Raw genomic sequence first — 26196 nt, 5'->3', positions numbered from 1 at the left:
CATATTTGCCTACTCAATACTGTTAAGAAATTTCTCAGCTTCGGGACTGATAAACTCTTCAAAAGAATAATAGTCCGCTTCTGCTTCCTTGGCCACTTTAACGGTTTGATCCGGAGAAAACTTCAGGTTTGTGGGACAAGGCGTATAGATTTGTACATAAGAGGGGCCGACTTCACGGGCCACCAGGATAGCTTTTTTCACTACCTGCCCAATTTTCTTCGGGCTGGCTACTGTGACCCGGGCTCCATAGGCACAGCCGGAAGAACGGGCCAAATCAAAGACAGGGATTTTGGGGAATTTTTTCCCGTCGGGAGCCATATTTAAGACTTCCCCTTCCTTTGTCATGCCGCTTTCCTGACCTCCTGTATTACCATAAACCTCGTTATCCACCATAATGGTGGTGATCTTTTCCCGGCGCAACCAGGAGTGCAGTGTCATATCCAGGCCAATGTCAGCAATACCGCCGTCACCTACCAAAACCACCACATCCTTGTGCTGATCCGGATAGCGAATCTGAAGCATCCTTTTTAAGCCGGAAGCCACAGCGTTTTGGTTACCAAAGGCTGTATTGGAGTAGTTAACTGCGGTCTGGGCCAGACCAAAGAAGGAGCATCCGGGAGTGCCGATTATCAGCGTATCTGCCGGTGCAGGCAGGGAAGCGCCCACCAAACGTACGCCAAGAGCCACTCCGCAGCCGGCACAATGGGGGTGCTCTTCAATGATTTCCTTAAATGTTCCCAGGTCCGAAACCCCTTTATCCCCTGAGAACGGGCCATTTTCAACCAGATCCTTATATTCCTGAGGCAGCAAATGGGCAAATTCGGCGGTAGGCTTTAATATTTTCAAAGACATATATCCTGCCTCCTTTATTGGCCGCCGCTTTGGCTTCTCAAAGCCTTGCGGACTTCGTCGATGATTAGTTCTTTTGGTATGGTCATTCCGCCAAACACACGGGGGCCTGCCACAACTCTGTGGTTTTCATTAAGAGTTGCTTTGATTTCCCTGGCCAACCAGCCGCCGGCGTTAAATTCTGGAACAACGATTAGTTCTGCGTTTGCTGTTACTTCCGCCAGCTCTTCTGTGGGGAAAGGACGGATTGATTTAATTTTGATTAAGCCCACGTCCAAGCCTTCAGCCCGCATATCTTTTAGCGCTTCACGGCCCTGTGAAACAGCGGTGCCGGAGGCGGCTATAAAGATTTTGGCATCAGGGTTCTCCACTTCTAAAAGCCCGCCCAGGTACTGGTGAATATGTTTACGTGCTCTTTCTGCCGCAGCCAGCACTTCCTGATGCCAGCTGGCATTGGCAGCGTAACTTATAAAATTACTTTTGTTTAAGAGCGGATCACGGGTAATCCTGATGGGCGGTGTCTCCATATCAAAAACGGGAACCGGTGAATTATTAGCATCATAGGATGCAAGTTTCAGATCCTCCGGGGGAAGAAGTACAGTATCCCGGGTATGGGTAACGAAAAAACCATCTACAAATACGCCTACGGGCAGGTGTACTTCCGGTTTTTCCGCAATTACATAAGCTTTTAGCAGCATGTCAAAAAAGTCCTGGGCATTCTCGGCATGAAACATTAGCATGCCGGTATCCAACAGCATACTCATTTCAATGTTTTCCGGCTGAATTGAAGGGGGTAGAGACACTCCCCGACACATAAAGGCGCTGACAATGGGCTGGCGTGAACCGGCCCAGACCGGAAACATTTCCATGGCCCTTAATGTACCGGGACCACTGGTGGCGGTAAAAACCCGACCACCGCCCAGAGCTGCGCCATGGACAGCAGCCATGACGGCAAAACTCATTTTCCCCCCGATAGTAATCTTTGAGATAGCCTTGTTTATAGAGATCACCAATAAGATGCATGCTTTCACTCTGAGGTGTAATGGGATAGGCAATGGCCATATCTACATTGGCTCTTTTAATAGCTTCCATTACCGCCTCACTGCCGGTGATAAATGCAGAGGACCTTTCTGCTTCAAACAATAACTCTGTGGCGTCTACAGCATTTTGTACTTTGTCCATTACACATCACCTGCTTTCTAGCTACTAACATTAAGTGCTTTCTTTGGACAAGCTACGACGCACAGGCCGCAGCCTTTGCAGCGTGCTTCATTTATAGCAACTATTTTTGCTTCTTTGTTTAGTTTAATTACATTGGGGTCGGGACAGGTAAAGATGCACACCTTACATCCGCTGCATTTATCATTATCAACCCTGGCAGCTACATACATAGAACTCTCCTCCTTCTAAATAACAAACTCTTTTACAGCGGATTTGGCCGCTTCCATAACTTCCATATTTTGATCAATTAACTGTGTGATTTTTTCATATTTGCCCTTTAGAGCATCATCAAGAGCGGCTGTGGTCCCGGAAGCTACAAACTTACCGCCGCCGAACCTTTCCGTCAGAGCATCTTTGAGAGATTCGCTTGAGACAAGCTGCTTTACACCAAGCAGTCCCCCCAGCATGGCCATGTTTGTAGCTAACTCTGTACCACCCACATCCAGCGCCACCTGGGTAGCGGAAAAATAATAGAGTTTAGCGTTTAATTGGGCTAACTTCTGCAGTTCGTCCTCACTAAGCTGTGGGAATTCTTCTGAATTAGCCAAAATTATACCGTTTTCCTGCAAACCGTCAAAGAACGGCATGGTATAGCATTTGCCCATGGTGATTACGTGGGGGTGAAAGATCATAATAATATCCGGGTAAAGCACCTCTCCACGCTCATGAATACTTTCCGAATCAATGCGGACATAACTCTCTGCAGGTGCCAGCCTTTTTTCTGCTCCAAAGAAGGGGTTTACAGTACTAACCAGACCATCCTTGGTGGCAGCATTACCTAAAATGTGGGCAGCGGTAACAACTCCTTGACCACCAAGGCCAGACATACGAATACTATGTTTATTACTCATTCTTTTTGCCCTCCTCAATACTTGCCAGGTATTCCTGTGCTGCGGTGTTTATATATTCCTTTGTTTGATAATGGCCTTCCTTCTGATGCTGTTTAATCCTGGAAACAGTTTCCTGCGGCTTAAACTTGTAATTGGTAGGGCAGGGAGAAAAAATCTGCACATAGGAGGGCCCTACTTCACGGGCTGTTAAAATCGCCCGCCGGACCATTTTTTCCAATCGCTTGGGCTGCGCCGGCGAAATGGAAGCCACATAGGAGCAACCGGCTTCGCGCGCTATTTCCGGCAAGGAAATCTTGGGGAAATTCTTACCCTTGGGGGCCATGTTCATTACTGCACCTTGTTGGGTCATGCCGCTTTCCTGGCCGCCGGTGTTGGCATAGGCTTCGTTATCAAGCATGATGGTGGTGATGCTTTCAGAACGGAACCAAGACTGCATTACCATATCCAGCCCGATATCCGCTGTTGCACCGTCACCGGCAATCACAACCACATCCTTGACTTTGTCGGGAAATCTAAGCTTAAGGGCACGTTTTAAACCGGAAGCTACCGCGTTTTGGTTACCAAACAAGGAGTGAATATTATGCACGGCCACCTGCGGAAAGGCCAGAGCACTGCAGCCGGTGGATCCCACAATGACGGTATCCTCAGGATTTGGCAAAGAAGCAAGTATTAAGCGCAGCGACAATGCCAGGCCGCAGCCTGCACAAAGGGGATGTTCCTCAAGCAGTTCCTTAAATGTGCCCATGTCCGAAACACCCAAATCTTTACCGTACGGGCCCGATTCCACCAGTTCCTTATATTCATCCGGCATAATATCTTCAAAGCCGGGAGAAATACGAAAAATGTTTTTACTCACTGGCGCACCTCCTGATTTCCTCCAGTATCAGTTGTGGTGGCATGGTCATGCCGCCGAACACTCTGGGAGCACCTACTACCTTGGTGGTGTCCTCCACTGCTGTCATAACTTCACGGCTGAGCCAGCCTACCCGGTTAAACTCGGGAACGATAATGGCTTTGGCTCCAGCTGCCAGTCTTCTTAATTGCTCCGCCGGGAAGGGACGAAGGCTCTTGATTTTAACCAGCCCCACGTTCAGCCCCTCTGCCTGAGCCAGTGCAATCGCTTCTCTGCTCTGAGAAACTGCTGTTCCTGAAGCCATAATCAGGATATCGGCATCTTCGTTTTCCACTTCAATCAGGCCGCCAAGCAGCCGGTCAATATGTTTACGGGATCTTTCACCGGCAGCCAGGACTTCCTGCTGCCAGGAAGCATGAGCGGCGTAGCTGATAAAGTTACTCTTCATTACGAAGGGATCACGCATCTGACGGACCGGGACGGTCTCCATATCCATGGCCGGAACCGGAGACATATTGGGATCATAAGGAGGCAGTTTAATATCTTCCGCAGCAATTTTTACATTGTCGCGGGTATGGGTCACAAAGAAACCGTCGGCAAACACCCCTACAGGAATATGCACCTCGGGCTGCTCGGCAATAATAAAGGCCTTTAAAAGCATGTCGTATAAGTCCTGAGCATTCTCGGCATGTAGCATAAGAATGCCGGTATCCAACATATAAGCCATCTCCAGCGTATCAGGCTGAATGGTCAAAGGAGAATTAAGACCCCGGGTCAGAAATGCACAGACTATTGGCAACCGTGCACCGGACCAGGTGGGAAATGTTTCGAAAGCACGAAGTGTTCCCGGCCCCCCGGTAGCTGTAAACACACGCACACCGGCCATGGCAGCACCGGAAACGGAAGACATAACAGCAAATTCGTTTTCACCACGAAAATATTCCTTAATATATCCTTCGGCAAAGATATCGCCCACCAGATGCATGCTTTCAGACTGCGGTGTAATGGGATAAGAGATGGCCATATCCACATTAGCCCTTTTTATCGCTTCCCTCACTGCTTCACTGCCTGTAATAAATTGCTCTTCACGCTCAGCCTCAGAAAAAAGCTGCTCCGGCGCTACTACCTTTTGCTCAATCATGAATTAGCAACTCCTTTCAGGCGAGTAACAGCTTCGATCAAAGCTTCCAGCTGAGCCAGCCCAACATCGCGCAAAGAAATCATGGCATCTTCATGACCGGCCTCACCACACAAAGCAATGGTGTAACAATCAGTTCCACCGCGAATAATCTTTAAAGCCACATTGGCATAATGGCAGTGAACCCCAATAAACAAGCAAAGATCAATTTTATTATGCCAGATAGTCAGGTTAGGGTGATTGGGATTAATCTCTATATCCGGGTTAATCATCGGATATTTGGGACGGTAATCAGGCATGGGTATAATCTTAATCCCCGCCACTTCCGCCAGCTTTTTCACCAAAGCAGCCTTTTGGGCTACCCCCTCTTTCCAGTCCCATAACAGCAGCGGTCCGGGAAAAAAGAAAGGATTTTTTGCCTGGAGAATCTTTTCAGCAATTTTCTCAATAGCGTCCTTTTCCGGCACGATTGTGCCCTCCACCAGGGCCAGCCCCTCGTCCGGCAGTGTGACGCCCTTGGAAGCGGCAGCGGGCGGCAGATAACCCTCCGGACCTGTAAGTACTTGGTATTTACTTTCTAACAACACTCATCCCTCCAGCTTTTTTCTCTTTTTTTGTATATAAAAAAGCCCAGCACCAAATAAGGCTTGGTGTCGGACTTTATTTAACGGTAAAAACTACCCTTAAGCTAACTTCCAACGCTATATTTCTTTATCCAGCATAAACACAAAAAGGCGTTCTCCCGTCTTTGTGCTGATGTCTGTATGCAAACTAATTACATTGGCAGATGTCACCTTTTTTACAATTTCTTCAAGTTGGGGACGCCCCTGCTCAACTAATTGCTGTCGCAACTTTTTGATTAGCACCATCCCGTCCTTATTTTGTGCCAGGTGACATTCAGCCGGTGTCAGAATTCCTCTTAACTGGACAATTACCATATTACGGAGAATATCAGTTTTCGCTTCCGTTGGACCCCGTCCCTTGTACTCCCGTTCCCAGTGAATCATTGCCTTTGTAATTTCATCTTCCATTTGACCTTTGGAATATGCCACATCCATTACCTCAATTTTTATTGTTTATTATACGATAAGAGTTAACTTTATTCAAGACCTTAGAACAGAAAAATTAAAACTTTCAGAAAACTCTTTATCATACACCCATTATTATGGTATAATTAATGTTTTAAATATCACTGGCAATATCAACCAACCCGCCAGGTAATATTATCTAATAAAAAGGAATTGCTGGAATAAAATAGAATAAACAATAATCTTAAGCATTTCCTTAAAAAATTACAGAGGTGAGACCGATAGAAGGCAACATCATTGACAAGCTAGAACTTGGCAGAAAAAGCGAGAAACTCCTGGAGGATCTGAAAAATGAACAGGAACGGGAACGTTCTATCTTTGCTATGATTCCCATTGGTATTGCTGTAGCAACAGATTCCAGCTGCCAGGAAATCATCCATAACCCCGCATCGGCAGAGATATTTCGCATTCCCGGATGGCACTCCACGTCATTTGCCAATCCTAAACACCCTCCCGTTGGCGCTTACCAAAATAATAAACTGCTGGTAGCAGAGCAAATGCCACTGCAGAGAGCCGCCTGGAAAGGGGAAAATGTTGATGATATGGAGTTTATGATTCGTTGGCCCGATGGTGTTACCAAACACATCCAGGCCAGCAGCCGTCCTTTGCTAAACAGGGAAGGAAAAATTATCGGAGCCATATGCACAACTAAAGATATTACCCCCCTGGAAAATAAAAATCATGAGCTGCAGGAAAAAAACAAAAACCTGGAGGACATTGTCAGAGAAAGGACAGAAGCGCTCTTAGAGATGCAATCACAATTTGCCCGCTTGAGCCGCTTGGATCTGATGGGCGAGTTGGCCGGCAGTATCGGACACGAAATCAGAAACCCCATGACCACCGTCCGTGGCTATCTGCAACTGCTTCTTAATAATCAGACCACTACAGACACAAATGCCATCTTCGAAATCATGATAGATGAGCTAGACCGTGCTAACGATATCATTACCGAATTTCTATCCATCGCACAAACTAAGACCAGTGAATTAAAGGATTGCAACCTAAACACCATTATAACCTCTCAGTTTCCACTGATGGAAGCCAGATGCATTATGTCTGATGTTACCTTAAAAACAGAATTAGATCTTTTACCCTTGCTCAAATTAGATGCTAAATTGATAACTCAACTTTTGTTAAACTTAGTACACAACGGCCTTGAAGCAATGGACGATGGGGGTGTGCTGACAATCAGCACCTATACCACCGGAAGCGAAGTGATCTTATCTGTTGCAGATCAGGGGAAAGGCATTCCGCCACAAAATATGGAAAAAATCTCTAAGCCCTTCTTTACTACAAAAGAGTCGGGAACAGGGCTTGGCCTGCCTGTTTGCCAAACCATCGCCAGAAAACATGATGCCGTAATTGATTGTCAAACCAGCAAAAACGGAACCACATTTATTGTCAAATTTAAAATCTGAATTTTTGAATAGAGTTACAACTAAAACTCGTTCTATTAGCTCGACTTGCTCGGCTTATGGATTTGCATTGTAGCCCCATAATAAGAAAAGCACGCTTATTCAGTTTCCTCAACGCGTGCTTTTCGATACCGGTTTCCTTAGCAGCTTTGCAAATTGCGAAGCGTTCCTACCGGCACAAAAAAACACCGCGCTTATGCGCGGTGTTTTGGGATTTCTACAAAGCAGACCTGTAAGCCGAGTTCTGTTCCCCTTGCGGGGCGATAGTCATCTCTCTGGGATGCCAGTTACCTGACACCTCTAGCGACCTAACCCGGGAGATCGGCGGGCAACGTCAACTCTCCCCTATTTGGTCTTGCTCCAGGTGGGGTTTACCTAGCCGGCCAGTCACCTGGCTCGCTGGTGCGCTCTTACCGCACCGTTTCACCCTTACCTCCAATGGAGGCGGTCTGTTCTCTGTGGCACTTTCCTTAAGGTTACCCTCACTGGGCGTTACCCAGCACCCTGCCCTGTGGAGCTCGGACTTTCCTCGAGGATACGAAATCCCCGCGACTATCCGGTCTGCTTTGTATTCTTTTGTCTTCAGGACTATTATTATAACACCTGAAAATATCCATGTCAAAGGCAATAACCGGAAGAGATATTATAGCTTTACCAAAATACGGCCACAATTTTCACAGCTAACTTTACAGTCCGGAATGTGCAGACTGGACTGGACGGTTGAGGAGACGGAAACACGGCAACCGCCGCAAAGCTCTCTCTCCACCCGGGCAAGGGGACGCCCGTTGAATTCTTTGCGTTTTGCACGGTATTCGTTCAGCAGTGGCTCACTGATTTGTGAAGCAAGCTGGTCGCGCTTTTCCCGGTTCGCCAAAATTTCCTTCTTTAATTCATTTATCTTTTGATTGCCGCTCTTTTGCAGGACACGCAGTTCTTTACTGATATCCGTATATTCCACCTTTGACTTTTCCAGGGCTTTTTCCAGCTCTTCTGTCCCTTCCATGGCAGCGATAACTGTTTCCTCATGCTCTTCCTTCTCCTGCTGCAGCGTTGCTGCTTTACGCTCTAACTGCTCCAGCTCTTTGGCGCTCTGATCTCCGGCATACAAATTGGACTGCAGCTCTTTATGCTTCTGCTCTGCCTTTTGCAGGTCTTCATCCAGCCGCTTTACCCTTTTGCGATGTTCTGCCAGCTTGGTATCCGCCCACCCATGTGCTTCTTTGGCATCGGCGGCCTTTACCTGCAGAGCTTTAAACTCCGCAAACACAGGAAGCTTTTTTAATTGCTTCTCCAGCTGGTCCAGCTTTTCTTCAATCTGCTGCAGCTCAAACAGACTTTGCAGTTCATTCATGTTTTCCCTCCTTTTTGTTAAAACAAGAAAGGCGCGCTCTTTCGGTTTCCTTAGCGCGCACTTTTCAGTACTGCTTACCTTAGCAGCTTCGCTATCTGCGAAGCGTTATAATTTGCTAGCAGTAAGAAAAAGACAGGTGAAAACACCCGTCTAAAAGTACCTCCAGGGAGCCGTTTCTACGGCCGATTCCATAATTGTAGTACTGTAGCCATTAGCTCTGAGCTTTTCTTCCAAATAAGTGCGCAGTGCGGGAACAACTACCCGCTCCGTGGCATCATGGCCGGCATCAATTATTGCTAAACCCACAGTCTCTGCCTCTTGCGCTTCATGATATTTTAAATCTCCCGTTACCAACACATCCGCTCCGGCAAAAGAGGCGGCATGAATCATATCACCGCCGGCACCGCCGCAGACTGCCACCTTATTGATAGTTTTGGTGTAATCTCCGGTGATACGCAGGGTATCTGCCTGAAGTTGTTTTTTTGTATATGAAGCAAACTCCTGCAGCGTACAGGCTTCCTGGAGTTTGCCCACACGGCCCAGGCCGTAAGGTTCGCCTTCATTTAGCAGGGGATACACATCGTAGGCCACTTCCTCGTAGGGGTGGGCTTTTTTCATAGCTCTGACCACCCGGTTACGCATGGAAGAAGGCACGATGGTTTCCAGCCTCAATTCATCGGCGTATTCCAGCTTACCCTGCTGGCCGCTGAACGGATTGGTCCCTTCCCGGGGCATAAATGTGCCGGTGCCCTGGGACTGGAAGGTGCAGTGGCTATAATTACCGATCCAGCCGGCCCCAGCCGCAGACAGTGCGTCCCGTACATTGTCCTGGTAGCCCTGGGGAACAAAAACCACAATTTTTTCATACTGTTGCCGGCCGCTGATGCGCAAAACCTTTGTGTCCGTTAAACCAAGCCTGGCGGCCAAGGCATCATTTACGCCGCCGGCCGCCACATCAAGATTGGTATGAGCGGCATAAATGCGAATATTATCGTTAAGCGCCGTTTTAATCATGGACCCCAGGGGCAAATCGGTGCGCAGGGCGGAAACGGGGCGGAAAATGAAAGGATGATGGGTGACGATAAAGTCGACACCCTCATCCTTTGCTTCTTGCAAAACTGCAGAATTTACATCCAAGGTAAGAAGAATTTTGTTTACAGTACCCTGCGGACTGCCAAGCTGCAGGCCCACGTTATCCCAATCAAAAGCCAGGCGCTTAGGCGCCAATTCCTCCAGATAACTAATCAGTGTCTGCGCGTTCAACTGCACCTGAAAGCACCTCCTCAAGGCATTGCAATTCTTTCTCCACTTCCCGGATTTTCCCGCTTAAATCTTTCTGCCTGGCTTTTTGCAGGCTGTTATACATTATCCGCAGTTTGCGGATTTTCTCTTTAAGCAACACATCAAAAAGCGGCGGTTTTTTTTCCAACAGCCGGGGGCCGAGGGAAAGGCGAAATGGGTCTTTTTCCTGCTCCATGCCGGGCTTGGCCAGAATAATTTCATACAGACGCCGGCCTTCCATCACCAGGCTTTCATGAACCAGGGCAAAACCGTTTTCTGCCAAAAACAGACGTAAAAAGCCTGCTTCGTTCATGGGCTGTAAAATCAGATGGCGAACGGTTTTTAGCTTGTCGCGTCCGTCGGCCAGAATAGAGGCGATGGTTCTCCCGCCTAAGCCGGCAATAACGACGGTATCCACATTGTCCTCTTCACGCAGAGCACCCAGTCCGTCGCCCAGACGCAGTTCAATTTTATGCAGACAATTAAAGGCGGCCACCGTTTCCCTGGCCTGCTGCAGGGGATGAGGATTTACATCGGCAGCAACGATACGCTGACTTATTTGTTCCAGTAGCAAATAAACTGGCAGATAGCCGTGATCTGTGCCAATGTCGGCCACCACACTGCCGGGCTCTATTAGTTCCGCGATTGCCTGTAGGCGCGGGGTGAGTTTCATAAGGGTACACCTCCGCTATGTAGAATTTCCAGTTCTACCTTAAATTATGAAAATCCTGCTTAACAGCGATCTTTTTCTGAAATAAGTTTCTCAGTGGACTTGGGCGAAATGCCTCTCTCCTCCGGGGTGCCGGGAATTACGTTATCCAAAATCAAGCCCAGAATAGCTGCTACAGCCATACTGGTCTGCCCGATGGTGGAGACAATCTCTGCCAGCCACTGGGGCCAGGAGGGAGCGAAGGTGATCCCGGCGGCCTCCAGGCCCTGGAAATAGGCGGGGACACTAAGGCCCATAAAAAGAATAAAGCCGATAATCATCATATTGCGGATGGAGGACAGATCCGCTTTGGCAGTGTTACTGATACCAATTGCAGCAATCAGGCCAAACAGGGCTGTGTACAGTCCGCCCACAATGGGTGAAGGAATGGTGGCCACAGCGCCGCCGAACTTGCCGAAAATCCCCAGAAAGATTAAGACAACAGCGCCAATGTTGACAACATACCTGCTGGCTACTCCGGTCAGTCCCACCAAGCCTATATTTTCAGTATAACTGGTATTGGCCAGCCCGCCAAACATGCCGGCAAAGAAGCAACCCACCCCTTCCATGCCGATACCGCGGCTTACCTGTTTTTCCGTTAGCTCAGGTCCTTTGGCAGCTTGATTTACGGCATGGTAATCTCCGTATGATTCAATAAGCGAGGCCAGATAAGCAGCCATAACAGCCAGAAAGAAGCCAAGATCAAAGCGGGGCAATCCCCAGGGGAAGATTAAACCGGTACGGATGAAATCAGCATCGGCAATGGGTGAAAAATCCACGGCGCCGGGTGTTGTCGCTCCGTACACGCCGGTTACAGTAAGAATCACCGCCACCCCATAAGCAATGGCCACTGACATCAGGATGCTGAAAACGGAAATCATGGGCTTTTTACGTCCCAACACCAAGGTTAAATAAAAAATAGATACAATAACTATGCCGGACAAAAGCCAATTCTCGCCGGCCATAGGAGCACCGGCACCAAAAAGAGCCAACCCAATAAGGGCAATGACCGGGCCGATAACCACCGGGGTAAGCACATTTTGGATTTTACCAATCAAGCCGGAGAAGCCGACAAACATCTCTACAAAGGAACCAAGGATAATTGCGCCGGCAATATAAGTCATGATGGTGGCCGGATCTCCGCCCCGGCCGGATATTGTACCGATAATGGCAAAAAACGGGCCCAGGAAAGCAAAGGACATGCCCTGTACCAGGGGCAGCCGCGTTCCCAGGTTAACCTGCAGCAGGGTGGCCACTCCGGCGGCCAGCATGGCCGCTGCCACCAGCACAGAAGTTTCCTGGGCAGTCATTTCCATGGCACCTGCTAAAAGCAGCGGCACGGCCACTGTGGCGCCAAACATGGTCAGCACGTGCTGGATGCCAAGCCCCAGCGCTTTGGGAAAAGGCTTTGGTACGTCGTCTAATCCATACAAAATACGTCGTTGTTCACTCATGCGACTAATCTCTCCAATCTTACCGGATTTGTTAATACAGCCTATATTACAATTATTTTCTCCCTTGGCCCTGCCTATAACACCCCCCATCTTGTCGGAACAAGAATATATCCCTCAAACTATGTCGTTTGAGGGATATATTCTCTACTCCACCTCATTGTCCCTGCGAAAAATCTACCAATTATCCGCCGGCACGTAAAAATTTCAAACGGAAATCGTTTATCAGCTCATTTACCACATCTTCTTCACCACGGAAAATCACTTCCGATTCTTCAATGAAACAGTTAAGTATTTTTGCTTCTCTCTCCTGCCCCACAACCACTTCCCAGTCCGGCCCTACTATCCGGCCCGGTTCAACCTCTTTACCTAAAGCAAGAAAATAATCAAGATATTCCTGTCGGGGGACTCCTCTGCGCAGTAGTTTTATTTCTTTCTTTACCACGGTTAACTCGCTCCTTTGATCTGCATCGACTATGTGTATATTATAAGCAGGGAAGATTAAAAAAACATTAACTACTGATAAAAAAAGTGATATATTAGAATATAATGTCGAAGCATAAAACCAGTCAGTAAGAAAGCAGGGTTATAAATGAAAAAAGAGTACACACTGGCCTATGGCAAAAACGCAGTTACATTGGAATTAGAGGAAGAAAAAATAATCGATGTGCTCCGCTCCAAGGAGTTACCCTCCCCTGAAAATGAGGAAGCTCTGATTAGGGAGGCAATGGCCAATCCCATAGGCACGTCCAGGTTAACTGAGATAATAAATGCCAATGAAACCGTCTGTATTGTCATTGGCGATATAACCCGGTTATGGATCCGTCATCACGTTATTGTCAAAGTACTGCTTGAGGAGCTAAACAACAGCGGGATTGCCGATGAGCAGATAACCATAATTTCTGCCCGGGGTTCCCACCGCAACCAAACCACTGAAGAGATTAAAATGCTGGTGGGTGATGATATTTACCGGCGGATACCGGTCATTGAACATACCGGGAGCGCAGAAGATTTGGTGGACCTGGGACATACCTCACGAAATACACCGGTTCGCCTAAACCGCCACGTGGTGGAAGCAGACCGGGTTATACTTACCGGCGGAATTGTGCATCACTACCTGGCCGGCTACGGTGGCGGCAAAAAATCGGTTCTTCCCGGTGTCTCTTCCCGGGAGGGGATTATGGCCAACCATAAACATTCACTAAACCCCAATGGTCCCGGACTTAATCCGGATGTGCGGGCCGGCAAACTGCAGGGCAATCCCCTCTCAGAAGACATGGTGGAAGCAGGCAGGATGCTGGGAGTGGATTTTATTGTAAACATCCTGATTAACGACCAGCACAAAATCGCCTTGGCGGTGGCAGGAGATCTGGTGGAAGCACATGAAAAAGGCTGTGCTCTGGCCGATGAATATTACGGCGTACCCATCCGGGAGAAGGCGGACCTGGTAATCGCCTCCTGCGGCGGTTATCCCAAGGACATCAATATGTACCAGACCTATAAAGCCAGTCATAATATGGTCCATGCCATGAAAAAAGGCGGTGTGGGCATCTTGGTCTCCCAGTGCTGCGACGGCATCGGCAGTGATTTGTTCTACAATATCTGTACCGATTTTGCCGACAACCAGGCCCGGGAACAGCATTTAAGCAATGCCTATGATATCGCCAAATTTGCCGGCTACACCCAACTGGTTTGGACCCAACAGAACCGCTTTATCGCCATCTCTGATCTGCCCGATGAGCAGATTCGCTGTATGGGCATGACGCCGGTTAACACCCTGGAGGAAGCACTAACCCTGGCCCAAGAATGGCTGGGTGACCATTACAAAGCCTACATTATGCCGGAAGGCGCCACCACCTTCCCCATGCTGAAATAGGGGCCAGGTCCGACATATCGACATTTTGATAACAGCATGATAATGAAAAGACCAGACACGGTGTCTGGTCTTTTGCTGTTGCTATGCTTTTAGTTCTTCCGGGATCTCCGGTTTTGGTGTAAAAAGGGAGACCACTACATAGACCACCAACGAGATTGCCCCTGCAGCGGCGATATTGGGAACGTCACCGTAGGAGACCCAGCCCTGAAGGCCGGCCAGTCCGGCAATGGAGCCGGCAATAATGGCTGTGATGGCACCCATTTCGGTGCCGCCTTTCCACAGAATACCCAATACAACCGGAACAAAAACACCGGAAGCGTACATGGTATAGGAGAAAATCAGGACGCTGATGATACCGGGCATGGCCAAAGCAAAAAACAGTGCGGCAATACCAAGAATTACAGTCCAAAGGCGGGAAATGGCCAAAATCTTTTTGGTATCGTCGGCGATTTCGGGGTTAATCAGCTTAACGTAGAAGTCATTGGTAACGTGGGATGTGCCTGCAATCAACAGGGAGTCGGCGGTAGACATCACTGCGGCCAGAATGGCCGCCACCACGATGGCGCCTAGGCCCACCGGCAATACTTCGGAAATCAGCATGGGCAATGCGGAAGCGGTTGCCGGTATTTCACCAAAGATGGCCCGTGCCGCCATACCACCCATAACAGGGAAAATACCGAAAACCAACAGCAGCACGCCGGCCAGTAAAGCACCATTGCGCGCAGTGTTTTCATCCTTGGCGGAAAAAAGCCGCTGATAAAAGTCCTGGCCAATCAGGTCGTACATAATTACCGGGGTAATAACGCCCAGCATAATGGGAATGCCCCGACCACCAAAACTAAAGTACGCATCGGCACCGCCCTCTATCGGTAAAGCGGCAATGGTTTGCTGCATTGCGGCCCAGCCGCCGGCTTGCTGCATCCCCAGTACCGCAGCTACAGGAAGACCGATAAAAATAATAATTAACTGAATGCTGTCGGTAAGGGTAACCCCCCACATACCGGCAAACGCGGTGTAAGCAATAAATAAAATGGTGGCAACCACGGCGCCCGCTTCCGGAGAAACGCCAAGAATAGTTAACGCACCACGGGTGGCACCAACCTGAGCAGCCACGATACCCACAATGGCCACCAGGGAAAGAAGTGCACCCATCACCCGGACAATTTTACTGTTATAGCGCATCTCCAGGTAATCTGTAATGGTAAATAAAGAAAGTTTACGGAGCGGTTTGGCCGCAATGAGGCCCAAAAAGATTAGGCCCAGGCCGGTACCGGCTGCGTAATAAATCCCGGAGAGGCCAAAATTGTAGCCATCCTGCCCCCCGCCCATTACAAAACCGCCACCGAAGTGTGTGGCCGCCAGTGTTGCCGTTGTAAGTAAGAGTCCAAGTTTTCTGCCTGCCAACAAAAAGTCGGTGGAAGATTTAACAAAACGAGAAGCATAAAAACCGATGCCGAAAATAATAGCAAAATAACCAATTACAATAATAAGTCGTATGTTGTCCATTATTACCCTCCCTAAAAAATATTTCCTGGCACAGTAAGCCTAAACTTTTTAGCAAACCACCTCCACCTGTTTTTAACAAAGCTTCTTTTCCGTTAACGCTTTACCGCGGTGATTTGTATTCGCTAAAAAACGACTCATTCCTCTTTTCCCTCCACTAAATTTTAAAACCTATTCTAAAATTTTTAGAGGCGAACTACCCCATAACTTAAGAAGAACGACCTAAGCGGTCGTTCTTCTGCTTTCCAGGCTAGATTCCCCAGAATTTTTTTATTATACGCTGATCTGGTTTTGGCGTTGCATAGGTGGCGATAACAAAAGCAGCCAGAGACAATATCAGGGGTAAGACAATGGTATGAAAGCCCAGCGGCCTCGCCCAGTACATATCAAAGGCAATGTAGGAGCCGATGCCGGTAACGATGGAGGCAAAAGCACCGGCGGTGTTGGCCCGCTTCCAGTACAGCCCCAGTATTACCGGCCACAGAAACGTTGAGATCAGGCCGGCGTTGGCGTACAGGTTTAGCCAGACCATCAGTTCCGGTGGGTCAAAGGAGGCGATAAAAACAATGGCTCCGATTACAATGGAACTGATAAAAGTGATTTTTGCTGTATTCTTGACTTTGGTATTTATCAGGTTGGCGTAAATATCATTGACAATGGCACCCACCGCCAGAAGAAGCTGAGAATCCACCGTGGACATTACAGCGGCCAGCGGCCCGGCCAAAATAATACCGGCAACCCAGTTGGGAAACAACGTGGTGGTTACTGTAGGAACCACCAGGTCCCCGGTCAAATCCGCAACCATTGTGCGGCCAAATGCGCCCAGTAAATGCATGCCCAACAGGAGAATCATGGAGACCACAGTACCATATATAATCCCGTTTTTCAGGCTGGTGCTGTCTTTGTAGCCCATGGCCCGGGTTGCAACCTGAGGCAAACCAACAATGGCAAAACCAACAAGGATCCAAAAGGAAGCTACCCAAGCCATACTGGTGAGTTCCGGGTTCGGTCCATACGGGGAAATTAATCCGGGGTCAATCTCTAACATTCCCTGAATGATACTTGGCACCCCTCCGCCGGCAACAATTACCGCCACCAGCACCATGGTGGTGCCGATAGTCATGACAATCCCCTGCAGCGTATCGGTGAGAATAACGGCCCGAAAACCGCCGATAATGGTATAGATTAGCACAGAAATACCGAAAAACGCCAGGGCCGTTTCGTAAGGAACACCAACGGAGCCCTGAATCAGGCGGGCGGCGCCTATGAACTGCGCACTCATGGCGGCTATAAAAAAGAAGACTACAGCCAAAGACACCACCACAACCAACAGCGTGTTATCATAGCGCTCTTTTAGAAAATCAGTAACGGTCACGGCATTAATCTTGCGGGCAACTATTGCAAACTTCTTACCCAAAACCGCCAGAGTAAAATAGCCGGTGGGCATTTGCGACATGGCCAGAAAGACCCAGGACAGCCCATTGGCGTATGCGGCACCGGGCCCGCCGATAAAGCTACCGGCACTCAGATAGGTAGCTACCAGAGTCATGGCCAGGACAAAGCCGCCCATATTGCGGTCACCGATGAGGTACTCATGGAGAAAACCGGTTCCCTCTCTGTGACTGGCTCTGGTGACAAACCTCATGCTGTAGAAACCCAGGGCATAAATCACAATAAAGTAGAGAATAAGTGGAATCAGCACATCCATCCTGGCATCAGCCATGCTCTCTTCCCCCCTCCTGCAACTCCTTTAGATCGTCTTCTTCGAGAGGGCCAAGAGGCATGTCCCGGAAGTATTTTCTTACCATAATTATGGCCAGAACGGTAAACAAAATGGCCCCTACAATTGAGCTCATGAAAAACCAGAGGGGAAATCCTAAAATATAAGTATATCCCTCCACCGGTTGAGAGCCAAAGCCATAGCCCCAGGCAAACCACCAGATAAAGTTGGCAATCCCCAGGCCAAGGCCCAGCAATGCTTCCCTGTTGCACTGTTTATAGCGGGGGTCTTCCACAAAATTAGCGTCATCGGTATTAATTTTTTCTGTCATTGTAATACCTCCTTTTCCCATCAGGTAATTTGCAGCGAATTATGACACGAATGTCCGACAGGAAAGTACTTCCACATGAATTTATTATTTCCCTTCTCTCAGGAAACATAAGGAAAGCGTTATAATTTTCGGCCTAAAAAAAGAACGGCCGGAGTCTACCTCCTGCCGTTCTAAAAAGATTTTAACTTTCATGGGCCAACATATATACTTCTTCTTCAGTTTTTTGTATCTTATCCAGAGTAAAGTCGATTCGCTTGTTCAGTGCTTTGATGTCATCCTTGGTGGCCACATTGTACAGCATCTCTGTGTTACGTGACAACTGTTGTTTAACCGCATCCAACTGTTTTTGCAAATACGCCTGTCCTTTTTCCAAGTTGTTGAGGCCGGTCTGAAGTGTACTTACATCCCCCTTTAGACCGTTGACGTCGGACTTTAGTACACCTACATCGCCTCTTAGCTCGCTGACATCGGACTTTAGTACGCCTACATCGCCTCTTAGCTCGCTGACGTCGGACTTTAGTACACCTAATTCTGCTTTGTTTTCATGCTGCAATTGGGTTAGAGTCTGCAGTTGCTCCAATACCATTTCCTGAAAGTTTTCGGTATTCACCTTGTCACCTCCAATTGCATTTATTTCCTAACCAGACCATAGCAAACAGGTGTTCGCTTGTCAAGTAAAATTAGTTTCCATACTAATACAACAAATGGGTCGCAAATCCTGCCCGTAACAAGAAAAGCGCGCTCTTTCGGTTTCCTCAGCGCGTACTGCTTACATTAGCAACTTCGCTATCTGCGAAGCGTTATAATTTCAGCAGTAAAAAAAAAGCAGTCATCAGTGTTCAACTGATGACTGCTGTGTTTACATGGTGGGCGATGACGGGGTCGAACCGCCGACATCCTGCTTGTAAGGCAGGCGCTCTCCCAGCTGAGCTAATCGCCCTAATGGTGACCCCTACGGGAATCGAACCCGTGTTACCGGCGTGAAAGGCCGGTGTCTTGACCGCTTGACCAAGGGGCCATATTAAGATATTTTGGTGGGCCCACTAGGATTCGAACCTAGAACCGACCGGTTATGAGCCGGGAGCTCTAACCGTTGAGCTATGGGCCCAGGCTTACCGAGTAGACAAAATCCACCAGGTTACGTGCGCTACCGCTTGAAGCTTGTTCAGTAGTGCATTGCCTATTATAGCGAAATATTTGCTGTTCGTCAACCCCATATATGACTAATAATTTCTGGAAGTTATTCCAGGTAATCTTTCAGGCGCTTACTGCGCATGGGATGACGCAATTTGCGTAAAGCTTTGGCTTCAATCTGCCGGATACGTTCCCGGGTTACGCCAAATACCTGGCCTACTTCTTCAAGGGTACGGGAGCGGCCGTCTTCCAGCCCGAACCGCAGGGTCAGCACTTTTTTCTCCCGTGGTGTAAGAGTCTCCAAAACATCATCCAGCTGTTCTTTTAAAAGTTCAAAGGCTGCTGCTTCGGCGGGAGCCTGCACATCCTGATCTTCAATAAAGTCGCCCAAATGGGAATCGTCTTCCTCACCAATAGGCGTTTCCAGGGAAACCGGCTCCTGAGCAATTTTTAAAATCTCCCGGACGCGCTCCTCAGAGATATTCATAACATGGGCTATTTCATCGGGAGCAGGCTCGCGGCCCAACTCCTGCACCAATTGCCGGGAAACGCGGATAAGTTTATTGATGGTTTCCACCATATGAACGGGAATGCGGATGGTCCGCGCCTGGTCTGCGATGGCGCGGGTTATGGCCTGCCGAATCCACCAGGTGGCATAGGTACTGAATTTATAACCTTTACGGTAGTCAAACTTCTCTACCGCTTTAATCAGGCCCAGGTTACCTTCCTGGATTAAGTCCAAAAACAGCATACCGCGGCCCACATATTTTTTGGCAATACTAACGACCAGGCGAAGGTTAGCTTCGGCCAGGCGGCGCTTTGCTTCTTCATCCCCTGCTTCCATTCGCTTAGCCAGCGCTATTTCTTCATCGGAGCTAAGCAGGGGGATTTTACCGATTTCCTTGAGATACATGCGGACGGGATCGTTAACGCCAATGCCCTCAGGTACGGTCAAATCGATTTCTTCTTCGGGTGTATCTTCTTCTTCCTTGATGGTTTCTTCATCCACATCCAGCGTTTCCAGTTCGGCCACGTCATCCACAACGTCCACACCGAGGCGGGAGAGGTGATCGTAAAACTCATCAATTTCTTCGGCAGATAAATCCATTTCCTGCAGCGGCTCAATGATTTCTTTATATGTGAGCAGGCCGCGTTTTTTACCGCGCTGTACGAGTTCATCCTGAATCAATTTGAGCTGCTCTGCTTTTTCCAAACCTTTAGCCAACACCTTTCCCTCCTTCCCTGGGATGATTAATTGTTTCTTCCAGCTTGCGTAGTTCCAACCATTTTTTTGACAACTCGTTTATTTCCCCTTTCGCAGCGACGGGGTCCAAACTCGCCATTTGCGCTTCCAGTTCCTTGCGTTGGCGGGCGATACGGACACATTTCAAAAGTCTGATACAATCGTCGATCGCTTTTTTAGCGATTTTTTCGTCATATTCTTCATGTATTAACAAACGGCTAAGAGTTTGCCGGTGTTTTTCCTCTTGCAGGGAATCAAGCAGCCGTGCTGCCGAAAAACTTGCTTTTTCTTTCTGTGCTTCTAAAAAGGCGGGTATAAGTTCGGCCGGAAAATCTTCTTCTTCCAGTTGTCCGGCAGATTCTTCAATCAGTGAGGGGAACCGGCCCCACAAAGCAATGATTTGCATGGGCGCCTTTTGGGCCGCGGTTTCTCTTTGCAAAGAAGGTTTAATAGTTGAGGATTTGCGGGTCTGACTGTGTGGCCTGGAGGCTGACTGTTTCTTTTTGTTTAACTCTTCGCGAACTGCAGTGGCAGGAAGCTTAAGCATGGCTGCAGCCTTTGTTACATAGTCTTCCCGTTCCATGGCATTATCCACAGAAGCCAAAATTTCACTGATTTTATTGAACAGGCGAATTCTGTCTTCATCTTTGTCCAAAGAATACTGCTGGGCCAAACTGGCCATCTGGTAGTCTACAAGAAGCAGTGCCTCTCCGATAATATCTTTGCGAAAGGCATCCCCACCATGGCGGCGGATATAATCATCGGGATCCATCCCGGCAGGTAAGCGGCCAACTTTCACCAGACAGCCTGCTGATTTAAGAATTTGCAGTCCGCGCCACGTGGCAGCCTGGCCGGCGGCATCAGCATCATAAACAATAACCACTTCCTCAGCCTGGCTGCGCAACAGCCTGGCCTGGGCTTCTGTCAAAGATGTGCCCAGGGAAGCCACAGCATTGGTCACTCCTGCCTGATGCGCTGCAATGACATCCATATATCCTTCAAATATTATTGCCTGCTTTTCACGACGAATCGCTTCGCGTGCCAGGTGGATGGCGTAAAGATTTTTGCCTTTATCAAATAATGGCGTTTCCGGGGAGTTGAGATACTTAGGCTCACCATCATCAAGGATCCGGCCGCCAAAAGCGATTGTTTCACCCCGTGGGCTGCAAATGGGAAAAGTAATGCGATTTCTAAAGCGGTCATAAGTTTTTTTAGGATTGTCACTTAACAGTCCTGCATCCAGCAGCTCGCGTTCAGTAAAGTCTTTTTTTCTCAAAAATTGCTTAACCGCTTCCCAGCGGTTAGGGGCAAAGCCCAAACCAAAACTTTCTATAATCTCCCGGGTCAGGCCGCGCTTCTCCAGATAGTGCAGTGCTTTTGCGCCATCCTGATGCTGCAACCAGTAACGATAGTATTTATCCGCCCAGGCCATGGCTTCGCGTAATCGACTTTTTTTCTGCTCGGCCCGCTGTGCTGCCACTGAACTTACCGTGCTGGGCAACTGCATGCCGGCACGCCGGGCCAGTTCTTTCACTGCTTCGGGAAAGGGAATCCCTTCCATTTTCATCAGAAAGGAAAATACATTGCCTCCTTCGCCGCAGCCAAAGCAGTGAAAAATTTGTTTGTCCTGTGATACACTGAAGGAAGGAGTTTTTTCGCCATGGAACGGGCAAAGTCCAAAATAGTTACGGCCCGACCTTTTTAGCTGAACATATTCAGAAATCAGTTCCACCACATCAAAGCGGGTTCTGACTTCATCAACAAACTCATTGGGGATATTCCCTTCCATTTATATCACCTGCGTATTCCTGACGGCAGTCGAGGCATATTTATTCGCCAAAATGCGGCAAATTCCTGCAAAAATTTTCCCGTCATAAATTTCAATAAAAGACCTCATCCCTAAGCAGAGAGACGAGGTGGTTGTTGGGCTGTGAAAGCCTGCTTTGCCTCTCTTTACAGCATAATGACTGCCTGTTTCCTCCTTTGCCTGACAACCTTTTTGGTTCGTCAAACTTTACCATTTTATTCTACATCACTTGTTTGATTCCTTCTTTTTCACATTAATCCTATCATTTACTTATAAATATAAAATAATTTAACGTGCTTTATTATATACCATTTCCTGCTTATTATACGATTTTCTGCTTAATTACTGCGTTTTAAGCACTTTTCCAGGGCTTTGGCAAAAAAAACTCATGATATCGTGCTAAAATGTAGCGATCGGTCATGCCTGCCACATAATCGCAAACAGTTTGCGGCAATCCTTCCGACTCTATACGGCGCTTGGAATCTTCCGGCAAAAAGTCAGGTTCGGCAAGCAAGTAGTTATATACTGATTCAATTACATGCCGGGCACGATGCTCCTCCCTCTTGGCATTGGAGCCAATATAAACACAGCGGAACATAAAATCACGCAGGCTGTTCATGGCTTCAGTCATTTCCTCACCAATGGTAATGGCTTCTTTTTGCCAGGAATTTTCTATCATTGCTTTGACCATCCTGTTAATACGCACAGAGGAGTTCTCACCTAAGATCCTGATTTCTGCCACCGGCATATCGCTGAAGTTTAAAATGCCGGCCCGCAGGGCATCATCAATGTCATGATTAATATATGCAACACGGTCACAGATTTTTACCAACTGTCCTTCCAGCGTGGCCGGAACAAAGGGACCGGTGTGATGCAAAATTCCATCACGAACCTGTTCTGTAAGGTTTAACCCCTTATCCCTTTCCAACACATCTACTACACGCAGGCTTTGTTCATTGTGCTTAAAGCCACCGGCATGCGTGGCATCGAGGATATCTTCACCGGCGTGGCCAAAAGGCGTATGCCCCAGATCGTGGCCTAAAGCAATGGCCTCCGTCAGGTCTTCATTTAGCTTAAGGGCTCGGGCAACGGTCCGGGCAATCTGACAGACTTCCAGAGTATGAGTTAACCTGGTTCTGTAATGGTCTCCTTCAGGAGCAATAAAAACCTGTGTTTTATGTTTCAAACGCCGAAATGCTTTAGAATGAATTATTCTGTCGCGGTCACGCTGAAAAGCTGTACGCACATCACACTCAGCTTCCGGCCTGGCCCGACCCGCATCATTACTTCGTGCCGCCCCGGGGCACAGGAGCTTTTCTTCCCAGGCTTCCGCTTCTTTTCTCAGCAGCATGCCGCTCCCCCATTTCTCTTTGAACGCGCGCTTTTCCATGCCAGAAAAGCAAATACTTTATAGTTCCTTTAAAGCAGTGATAATACATTTCGCTATCTGCACCTAAAAACCTTTATCGGAAAAAAAAGCAACATAAAATTCATTTTTTATTCACAAATTGCTCATATTTGTGGGGTAGAGTTATGTTAAAGTGTGAATATTTCATCTCTTGCATGTAAGAAAGAGTTCATCCTTTGTTCACGAACATGACACATTTGCTTGTTATAATAAGTTATAAGCCACGCAATTGTGGGTTGTGTGGCAAGAAGCGCAAGGCAACGTTGTGGCAAACGTTGCTTTTTTTTACCTATAACGCTTCGCTATCTGCAAAGCGTTATAATTTTCTGGCACTATGAAAAAAAGGCCCTGCCGCATGCGGCAGGGCTTCTTTTATGCTTTTTTAAGAGTGAAATAGAAGGTGGAGCCTTTGCCGGGTGTACTCTCCAGTCCTACGTCGCCGCCGTGGGCATCCACAATTTGTTTTACAATGGATAATCCCAGGCCGGTCCCGCCAAAGCTGCGTGTACGGGCCTTATCAACCTTATGGAAGCGTTCCCAGATTTTATCCTGCTCCTCCGGAGGTATACCCATGCCGGTGTCGGTTACCTGAACTTCAACCTTATCGCCCACATCTTTGGCAGACAGGGTTATTTTTCCACCGGGAGGTGTAAAGGATATGGCGTTACCCAGCAGGTTAATTAGTACCTGCTGAATCCGGTCACGGTTTCCTGTTACCGCAGAAATGTTTTCAGGTGTATCGATGTCCACCGACAATTCCTGTTTGGCAACCTGGGGCTGCAGCTTAGATGCCACATCGGCAAACAACGGCTTGAGCTCAATGGTTTCCATGGGCCATCCCACCTCCCCTTTCTCCAGGCGGGAGAGATCTAAGAGGTCACTGACTAATCGGTTTAACCGTACCGTTTCATCCAAGATTACATTAAGGTAGCGGTCCTGACTTTCTTTATCCTCAGCCAATCCGTCAAGCAGCGCCTCCACAAAGCCCTGAATAGAGGTCATGGGCGTCCTTAACTCATGGGAAACATTGGCCACAAAATCACGCCGCATTTGTTCTAAGTGACGCACTTCCGTTACGTCCTGCAGAATACCCACCGCACCCCAGGTCTGATTATTCCGGTACAGAGGGGCTATTTGCAGGGAAAGGACCTTGCCGCCAAACACCTGGTATTCAGCGGAGTGAACTTCACTGCTGGCAATTACATCCATAAATAACTGATTCATTTCTTCCTGAGGCAATAAAGAGCTTATCTCTTTGCCGGTCAGATCTGTTTCACTCAGCTTGAGAAGCGAGCGGGCCTGGGGGTTGGCCAGAATAACTTTTCCCTGCCCGTCAATGGCCATTACACCTTCATTCATACTTAGCATGATGTTTTCCAGTTTAGACTTTTCGTGGGACAAATCCTCTACCGTTTGCTGCAGTGTAGAGGACATATAGTTAAAGGTGTGGGCCAGCTGACCCACTTCATCGCTGGAGGCAACCTCAACCTGCTGCTGGTAATTTCCATCCGCCACCTCCAGTGCAGCCCGGTTCATCTGCTGCAGAGGCAATGAAATTGATTTGGACATAAAGAAGCCCACAATCATGGACAGTAGGGTAGCCAGTGCCCCCGCATACAGAATCATCTGGCGCATCTGACCCACCGTATCGGAAATTCCGGTTAAAGGCGCGTTAAGAAAAATACCGCCCACCACTTCGTTCATAACCATTGTGGGAACAGCTACCGTAACCACCTGCTCATTTGTGCCGGGCAAAAATATTCTTTTAGAGATAGACTGGCCCTGCATAACCTGCGACAACTCATCATCGGTGAGGCGCACACGCAAACCGGTTTCTTCAAAACCTGGACAAGAGGCCAGAAGCAGTTCTTCTCGCCACAAATAATGCAGCTCTGCGTCGAGAAAACTCTGCAGACTTAACATAAGATAATTAGTAATCCGGGGATCCTGAAAACCAGCAATTTCATTGGCAATAATTCCGGAAACCTGTTCACCCTGGATGCGCAGTTCCCTTTCCCGGGCATTATAAAAGTATGTCTGAAAAAGCTGGGTAAGAAAAAGGCTAACAACAAATAAGGTGATCAGAATGATCACCAAATATGTCGTTAGCAGTTTGCTGAAGATGTTGGATTTCATTTTTCCTGCACCTCGAACTTATAGCCAACTCCCCAGATAGTTTTAACGTGGGGGGTGTTGCCGTCCCGCTCCACCTTTTCCCTAAGTCGCTTAATATGGGTATCCACTGTACGCAGGTCACCATAGTAGTCATAACCCCAAACCGCAGTCAGCAACTGCTCGCGGGTAAAGACTTTTCCGGGGTGTGTGGCCAAAAACCACAACAAATCAAATTCTTTTGGCGTCAGCGTAACTTCCCGGTCATCCACATGGACCTCCCGGGAAGAATGGTTGATGGCCAAACCCGGAAATGTCAACACATCTTCGGTGTCAGTCTGCTCCTCCGGTGTAGCTCTGCGCAGAATTGCTTTTACTCTGGCTACCAGCTCACGGGGAGAAAAGGGCTTGGTTAAATAATCGTCTGCTCCCAGCTCCAGGCCCAGAACCTTATCAAATTCTTCGCCTTTGGCAGTTAGCATAATTATGGGCACTTCGGAAAACTTGCGCACTTCACGGCAAACATCCCAACCGTCCAGCTTGGGAAGCATTAAATCAAGAATAATCAACTGAGGAGTGGTTGATTTCGCTTTTTGCACGGCTTCCTCTCCGTCTGCAGCCAGGGCAACGGTAAAGCCTTCCTTTTCCAGGTACAGACGCACCAACTCACGAATATGTTCTTCATCATCTACGATTAGAATCAGACCTTCACTCAAGGCACTCCCTACTTTCCTCTAGGCTCATGAGGTTATTATACATGAAAAAGACCTATTTCACAATCATTCTCCTACGTATTGTAGAATTATTAAGAAATATTGTTATTTTTCCCTGTAGTTTTCTCTGGATCTGGCAAAT

General features: G+C 48.1%; 24 protein-coding genes, 3 tRNA genes, 1 other RNA gene and 1 pseudogene. 2 read left to right on the top strand and 27 right to left on the bottom strand.

Going from position 1 to position 26196, the window contains the following annotated elements; all coding sequences use genetic code 11:
- Window positions 1-9 precede the first annotated feature (9 nt).
- The 9 genes and pseudogenes from DEALDRAFT_RS00135 to DEALDRAFT_RS00100 all read right to left on the bottom strand — a co-directional run bounded on the left by DEALDRAFT_RS00135 (window position 10) and on the right by DEALDRAFT_RS00100 (window position 5964).
- Window positions 10-852 carry a thiamine pyrophosphate-dependent enzyme gene (locus DEALDRAFT_RS00135; protein WP_008513711.1) on the bottom strand — a complete coding sequence of 281 codons (843 nt, stop codon included), beginning with the start codon at window positions 850-852 and terminating at the stop codon, window positions 10-12.
- A gap of 14 nt (window positions 853-866) precedes the next feature.
- On the bottom strand, window positions 867-1811 hold the full coding sequence (locus DEALDRAFT_RS17350) for a transketolase C-terminal domain-containing protein (protein WP_008513710.1): 945 nt from the start codon (window positions 1809-1811) through the stop codon (window positions 867-869).
- Window positions 1812-1866: 55 nt separating this feature from the next.
- Window positions 1867-1911 (bottom strand): annotated as a pseudogene (locus DEALDRAFT_RS17345) (hypothetical protein); the annotation flags it as partial.
- Between the two features lie 137 nt (window positions 1912-2048).
- Window positions 2049-2240, bottom strand: a complete 192-nt coding sequence (locus DEALDRAFT_RS00125) for a 4Fe-4S binding protein (protein WP_008513709.1) — start codon at window positions 2238-2240, stop codon at window positions 2049-2051.
- A 15-nt stretch (window positions 2241-2255) separates the two neighbouring features.
- Window positions 2256-2921 (bottom strand): 2-oxoacid:acceptor oxidoreductase family protein, encoded by a 666-nt coding sequence (locus DEALDRAFT_RS00120; RefSeq protein ID WP_008513707.1) that lies wholly within the window; start codon window positions 2919-2921, stop codon window positions 2256-2258.
- Window positions 2914-3777 carry a thiamine pyrophosphate-dependent enzyme gene (locus tag DEALDRAFT_RS00115; protein ID WP_008513706.1) on the bottom strand — a complete coding sequence of 288 codons (864 nt, stop codon included), beginning with the start codon at window positions 3775-3777 and terminating at the stop codon, window positions 2914-2916. The genes DEALDRAFT_RS00120 and DEALDRAFT_RS00115 overlap by 8 nt, the downstream gene beginning before the upstream one ends.
- Window positions 3770-4915, bottom strand: a complete 1146-nt coding sequence (locus tag DEALDRAFT_RS00110) for a transketolase C-terminal domain-containing protein (RefSeq protein ID WP_008513705.1) — start codon at window positions 4913-4915, stop codon at window positions 3770-3772. The genes DEALDRAFT_RS00115 and DEALDRAFT_RS00110 overlap by 8 nt, the downstream gene beginning before the upstream one ends.
- A complete protein-coding gene (locus tag DEALDRAFT_RS00105; RefSeq protein ID WP_008513702.1) occupies window positions 4912-5496 on the bottom strand; it encodes a carbon monoxide dehydrogenase beta subunit family protein in 585 nt (194 codons plus the stop codon). Before DEALDRAFT_RS00105 ends, DEALDRAFT_RS00110 begins: the two co-directional genes overlap by 4 nt.
- 117 nt (window positions 5497-5613) lie before the next feature.
- Window positions 5614-5964 (bottom strand): DUF2294 domain-containing protein, encoded by a 351-nt coding sequence (locus DEALDRAFT_RS00100; protein WP_008513701.1) that lies wholly within the window; start codon window positions 5962-5964, stop codon window positions 5614-5616.
- Between the two features lie 248 nt (window positions 5965-6212).
- Between DEALDRAFT_RS00100 and DEALDRAFT_RS15680 the strand changes: the two genes are divergently transcribed.
- Entirely contained in the window at window positions 6213-7418 is a 1206-nt protein-coding gene (locus DEALDRAFT_RS15680; protein WP_008513698.1) for an ATP-binding protein, read from the top strand.
- Between the two features lie 214 nt (window positions 7419-7632).
- Here the strand turns inward: DEALDRAFT_RS15680 and rnpB are convergent.
- The 6 genes from rnpB to DEALDRAFT_RS00070 all read right to left on the bottom strand — a co-directional run bounded on the left by rnpB (window position 7633) and on the right by DEALDRAFT_RS00070 (window position 12652).
- An RNA gene (rnpB, locus tag DEALDRAFT_RS15760) (RNase P RNA component class A) lies at window positions 7633-7983 on the bottom strand.
- A gap of 75 nt (window positions 7984-8058) precedes the next feature.
- Window positions 8059-8766, bottom strand: a complete 708-nt coding sequence (locus tag DEALDRAFT_RS00090; RefSeq protein WP_008513697.1) for a zinc ribbon domain-containing protein — start codon at window positions 8764-8766, stop codon at window positions 8059-8061.
- Window positions 8767-8916: 150 nt separating this feature from the next.
- Window positions 8917-10035, bottom strand: a complete 1119-nt coding sequence (locus tag DEALDRAFT_RS00085) for a Nif3-like dinuclear metal center hexameric protein (protein WP_008513695.1) — start codon at window positions 10033-10035, stop codon at window positions 8917-8919.
- A complete protein-coding gene (locus DEALDRAFT_RS00080; protein WP_008513692.1) occupies window positions 10007-10720 on the bottom strand; it encodes a tRNA (adenine(22)-N(1))-methyltransferase in 714 nt (237 codons plus the stop codon). The genes DEALDRAFT_RS00085 and DEALDRAFT_RS00080 overlap by 29 nt, the downstream gene beginning before the upstream one ends.
- A 59-nt stretch (window positions 10721-10779) precedes the next feature.
- Complete coding sequence (locus tag DEALDRAFT_RS00075; RefSeq protein ID WP_040378241.1) at window positions 10780-12210, bottom strand: uracil-xanthine permease family protein; 1431 nt, start codon at window positions 12208-12210, stop codon at window positions 10780-10782.
- A 181-nt stretch (window positions 12211-12391) separates the two neighbouring features.
- The gene (locus DEALDRAFT_RS00070; protein WP_008513690.1) at window positions 12392-12652 is read right to left on the bottom strand and encodes a hypothetical protein; all 261 of its coding nucleotides are present in this window, start codon (window positions 12650-12652) and stop codon (window positions 12392-12394) included.
- 147 nt (window positions 12653-12799) lie between these two features.
- On the opposite strand from DEALDRAFT_RS00070, the gene larA reads away from it, so the two are divergent.
- Window positions 12800-14083 (top strand): nickel-dependent lactate racemase, encoded by a 1284-nt coding sequence (gene larA, locus DEALDRAFT_RS00065; protein WP_008513688.1) that lies wholly within the window; start codon window positions 12800-12802, stop codon window positions 14081-14083.
- Window positions 14084-14164: 81 nt separating this feature from the next.
- Here larA and DEALDRAFT_RS00060 read toward each other — a convergent pair whose 3' ends face one another.
- The 12 genes from DEALDRAFT_RS00060 to DEALDRAFT_RS00005 all read right to left on the bottom strand — a co-directional run bounded on the left by DEALDRAFT_RS00060 (window position 14165) and on the right by DEALDRAFT_RS00005 (window position 26057).
- A complete protein-coding gene (locus DEALDRAFT_RS00060; protein ID WP_008513686.1) occupies window positions 14165-15589 on the bottom strand; it encodes a sodium:solute symporter family protein in 1425 nt (474 codons plus the stop codon).
- A gap of 247 nt (window positions 15590-15836) precedes the next feature.
- Window positions 15837-17309, bottom strand: a complete 1473-nt coding sequence (gene panF, locus DEALDRAFT_RS00055) for a sodium/pantothenate symporter (RefSeq protein WP_008513684.1) — start codon at window positions 17307-17309, stop codon at window positions 15837-15839.
- Complete coding sequence (locus tag DEALDRAFT_RS00050) at window positions 17302-17637, bottom strand: YhdT family protein (RefSeq protein WP_008513682.1); 336 nt, start codon at window positions 17635-17637, stop codon at window positions 17302-17304. The genes panF and DEALDRAFT_RS00050 overlap by 8 nt, the downstream gene beginning before the upstream one ends.
- A gap of 181 nt (window positions 17638-17818) precedes the next feature.
- Window positions 17819-18247: a coiled-coil domain-containing protein gene (locus DEALDRAFT_RS00045; protein ID WP_008513679.1), complete on the bottom strand. Its 429-nt coding sequence runs from the start codon at window positions 18245-18247 to the stop codon at window positions 17819-17821.
- 254 nt (window positions 18248-18501) lie between these two features.
- Window positions 18502-18577: transfer RNA gene (locus DEALDRAFT_RS00040), tRNA-Val, on the bottom strand.
- Window positions 18578-18580: 3 nt separating this feature from the next.
- Window positions 18581-18655 (bottom strand) — tRNA-Glu (locus DEALDRAFT_RS00035).
- A gap of 14 nt (window positions 18656-18669) precedes the next feature.
- Window positions 18670-18745 (bottom strand) — tRNA-Ile (locus DEALDRAFT_RS00030).
- A gap of 132 nt (window positions 18746-18877) precedes the next feature.
- The gene (gene rpoD / locus DEALDRAFT_RS00025; RefSeq protein ID WP_008513677.1) at window positions 18878-19996 is read right to left on the bottom strand and encodes an RNA polymerase sigma factor RpoD; all 1119 of its coding nucleotides are present in this window, start codon (window positions 19994-19996) and stop codon (window positions 18878-18880) included.
- Window positions 19989-21803: a DNA primase gene (dnaG, locus tag DEALDRAFT_RS00020; RefSeq protein WP_008513674.1), complete on the bottom strand. Its 1815-nt coding sequence runs from the start codon at window positions 21801-21803 to the stop codon at window positions 19989-19991. Before dnaG ends, rpoD begins: the two co-directional genes overlap by 8 nt.
- 370 nt (window positions 21804-22173) lie before the next feature.
- Window positions 22174-23172, bottom strand: coding sequence for a deoxyguanosinetriphosphate triphosphohydrolase (locus DEALDRAFT_RS00015; protein WP_008513673.1), 999 nt, complete (start codon window positions 23170-23172; stop codon window positions 22174-22176).
- Between the two features lie 429 nt (window positions 23173-23601).
- The gene (gene pnpS, locus DEALDRAFT_RS00010; protein ID WP_008513671.1) at window positions 23602-25365 is read right to left on the bottom strand and encodes a two-component system histidine kinase PnpS; all 1764 of its coding nucleotides are present in this window, start codon (window positions 25363-25365) and stop codon (window positions 23602-23604) included.
- On the bottom strand, window positions 25362-26057 hold the full coding sequence (locus DEALDRAFT_RS00005) for a response regulator transcription factor (protein ID WP_008513669.1): 696 nt from the start codon (window positions 26055-26057) through the stop codon (window positions 25362-25364). Before DEALDRAFT_RS00005 ends, pnpS begins: the two co-directional genes overlap by 4 nt.
- Window positions 26058-26196 lie beyond the last annotated feature (139 nt).

The organism is Dethiobacter alkaliphilus AHT 1, from assembly GCF_000174415.1.
Lineage (GTDB): Bacteria > Bacillota > Dethiobacteria > Dethiobacterales > Dethiobacteraceae > Dethiobacter > Dethiobacter alkaliphilus.
The sequence above is the reverse complement of the archived record's forward strand: the minus strand, read 5'-3'. Positions and strand labels throughout refer to the sequence as shown.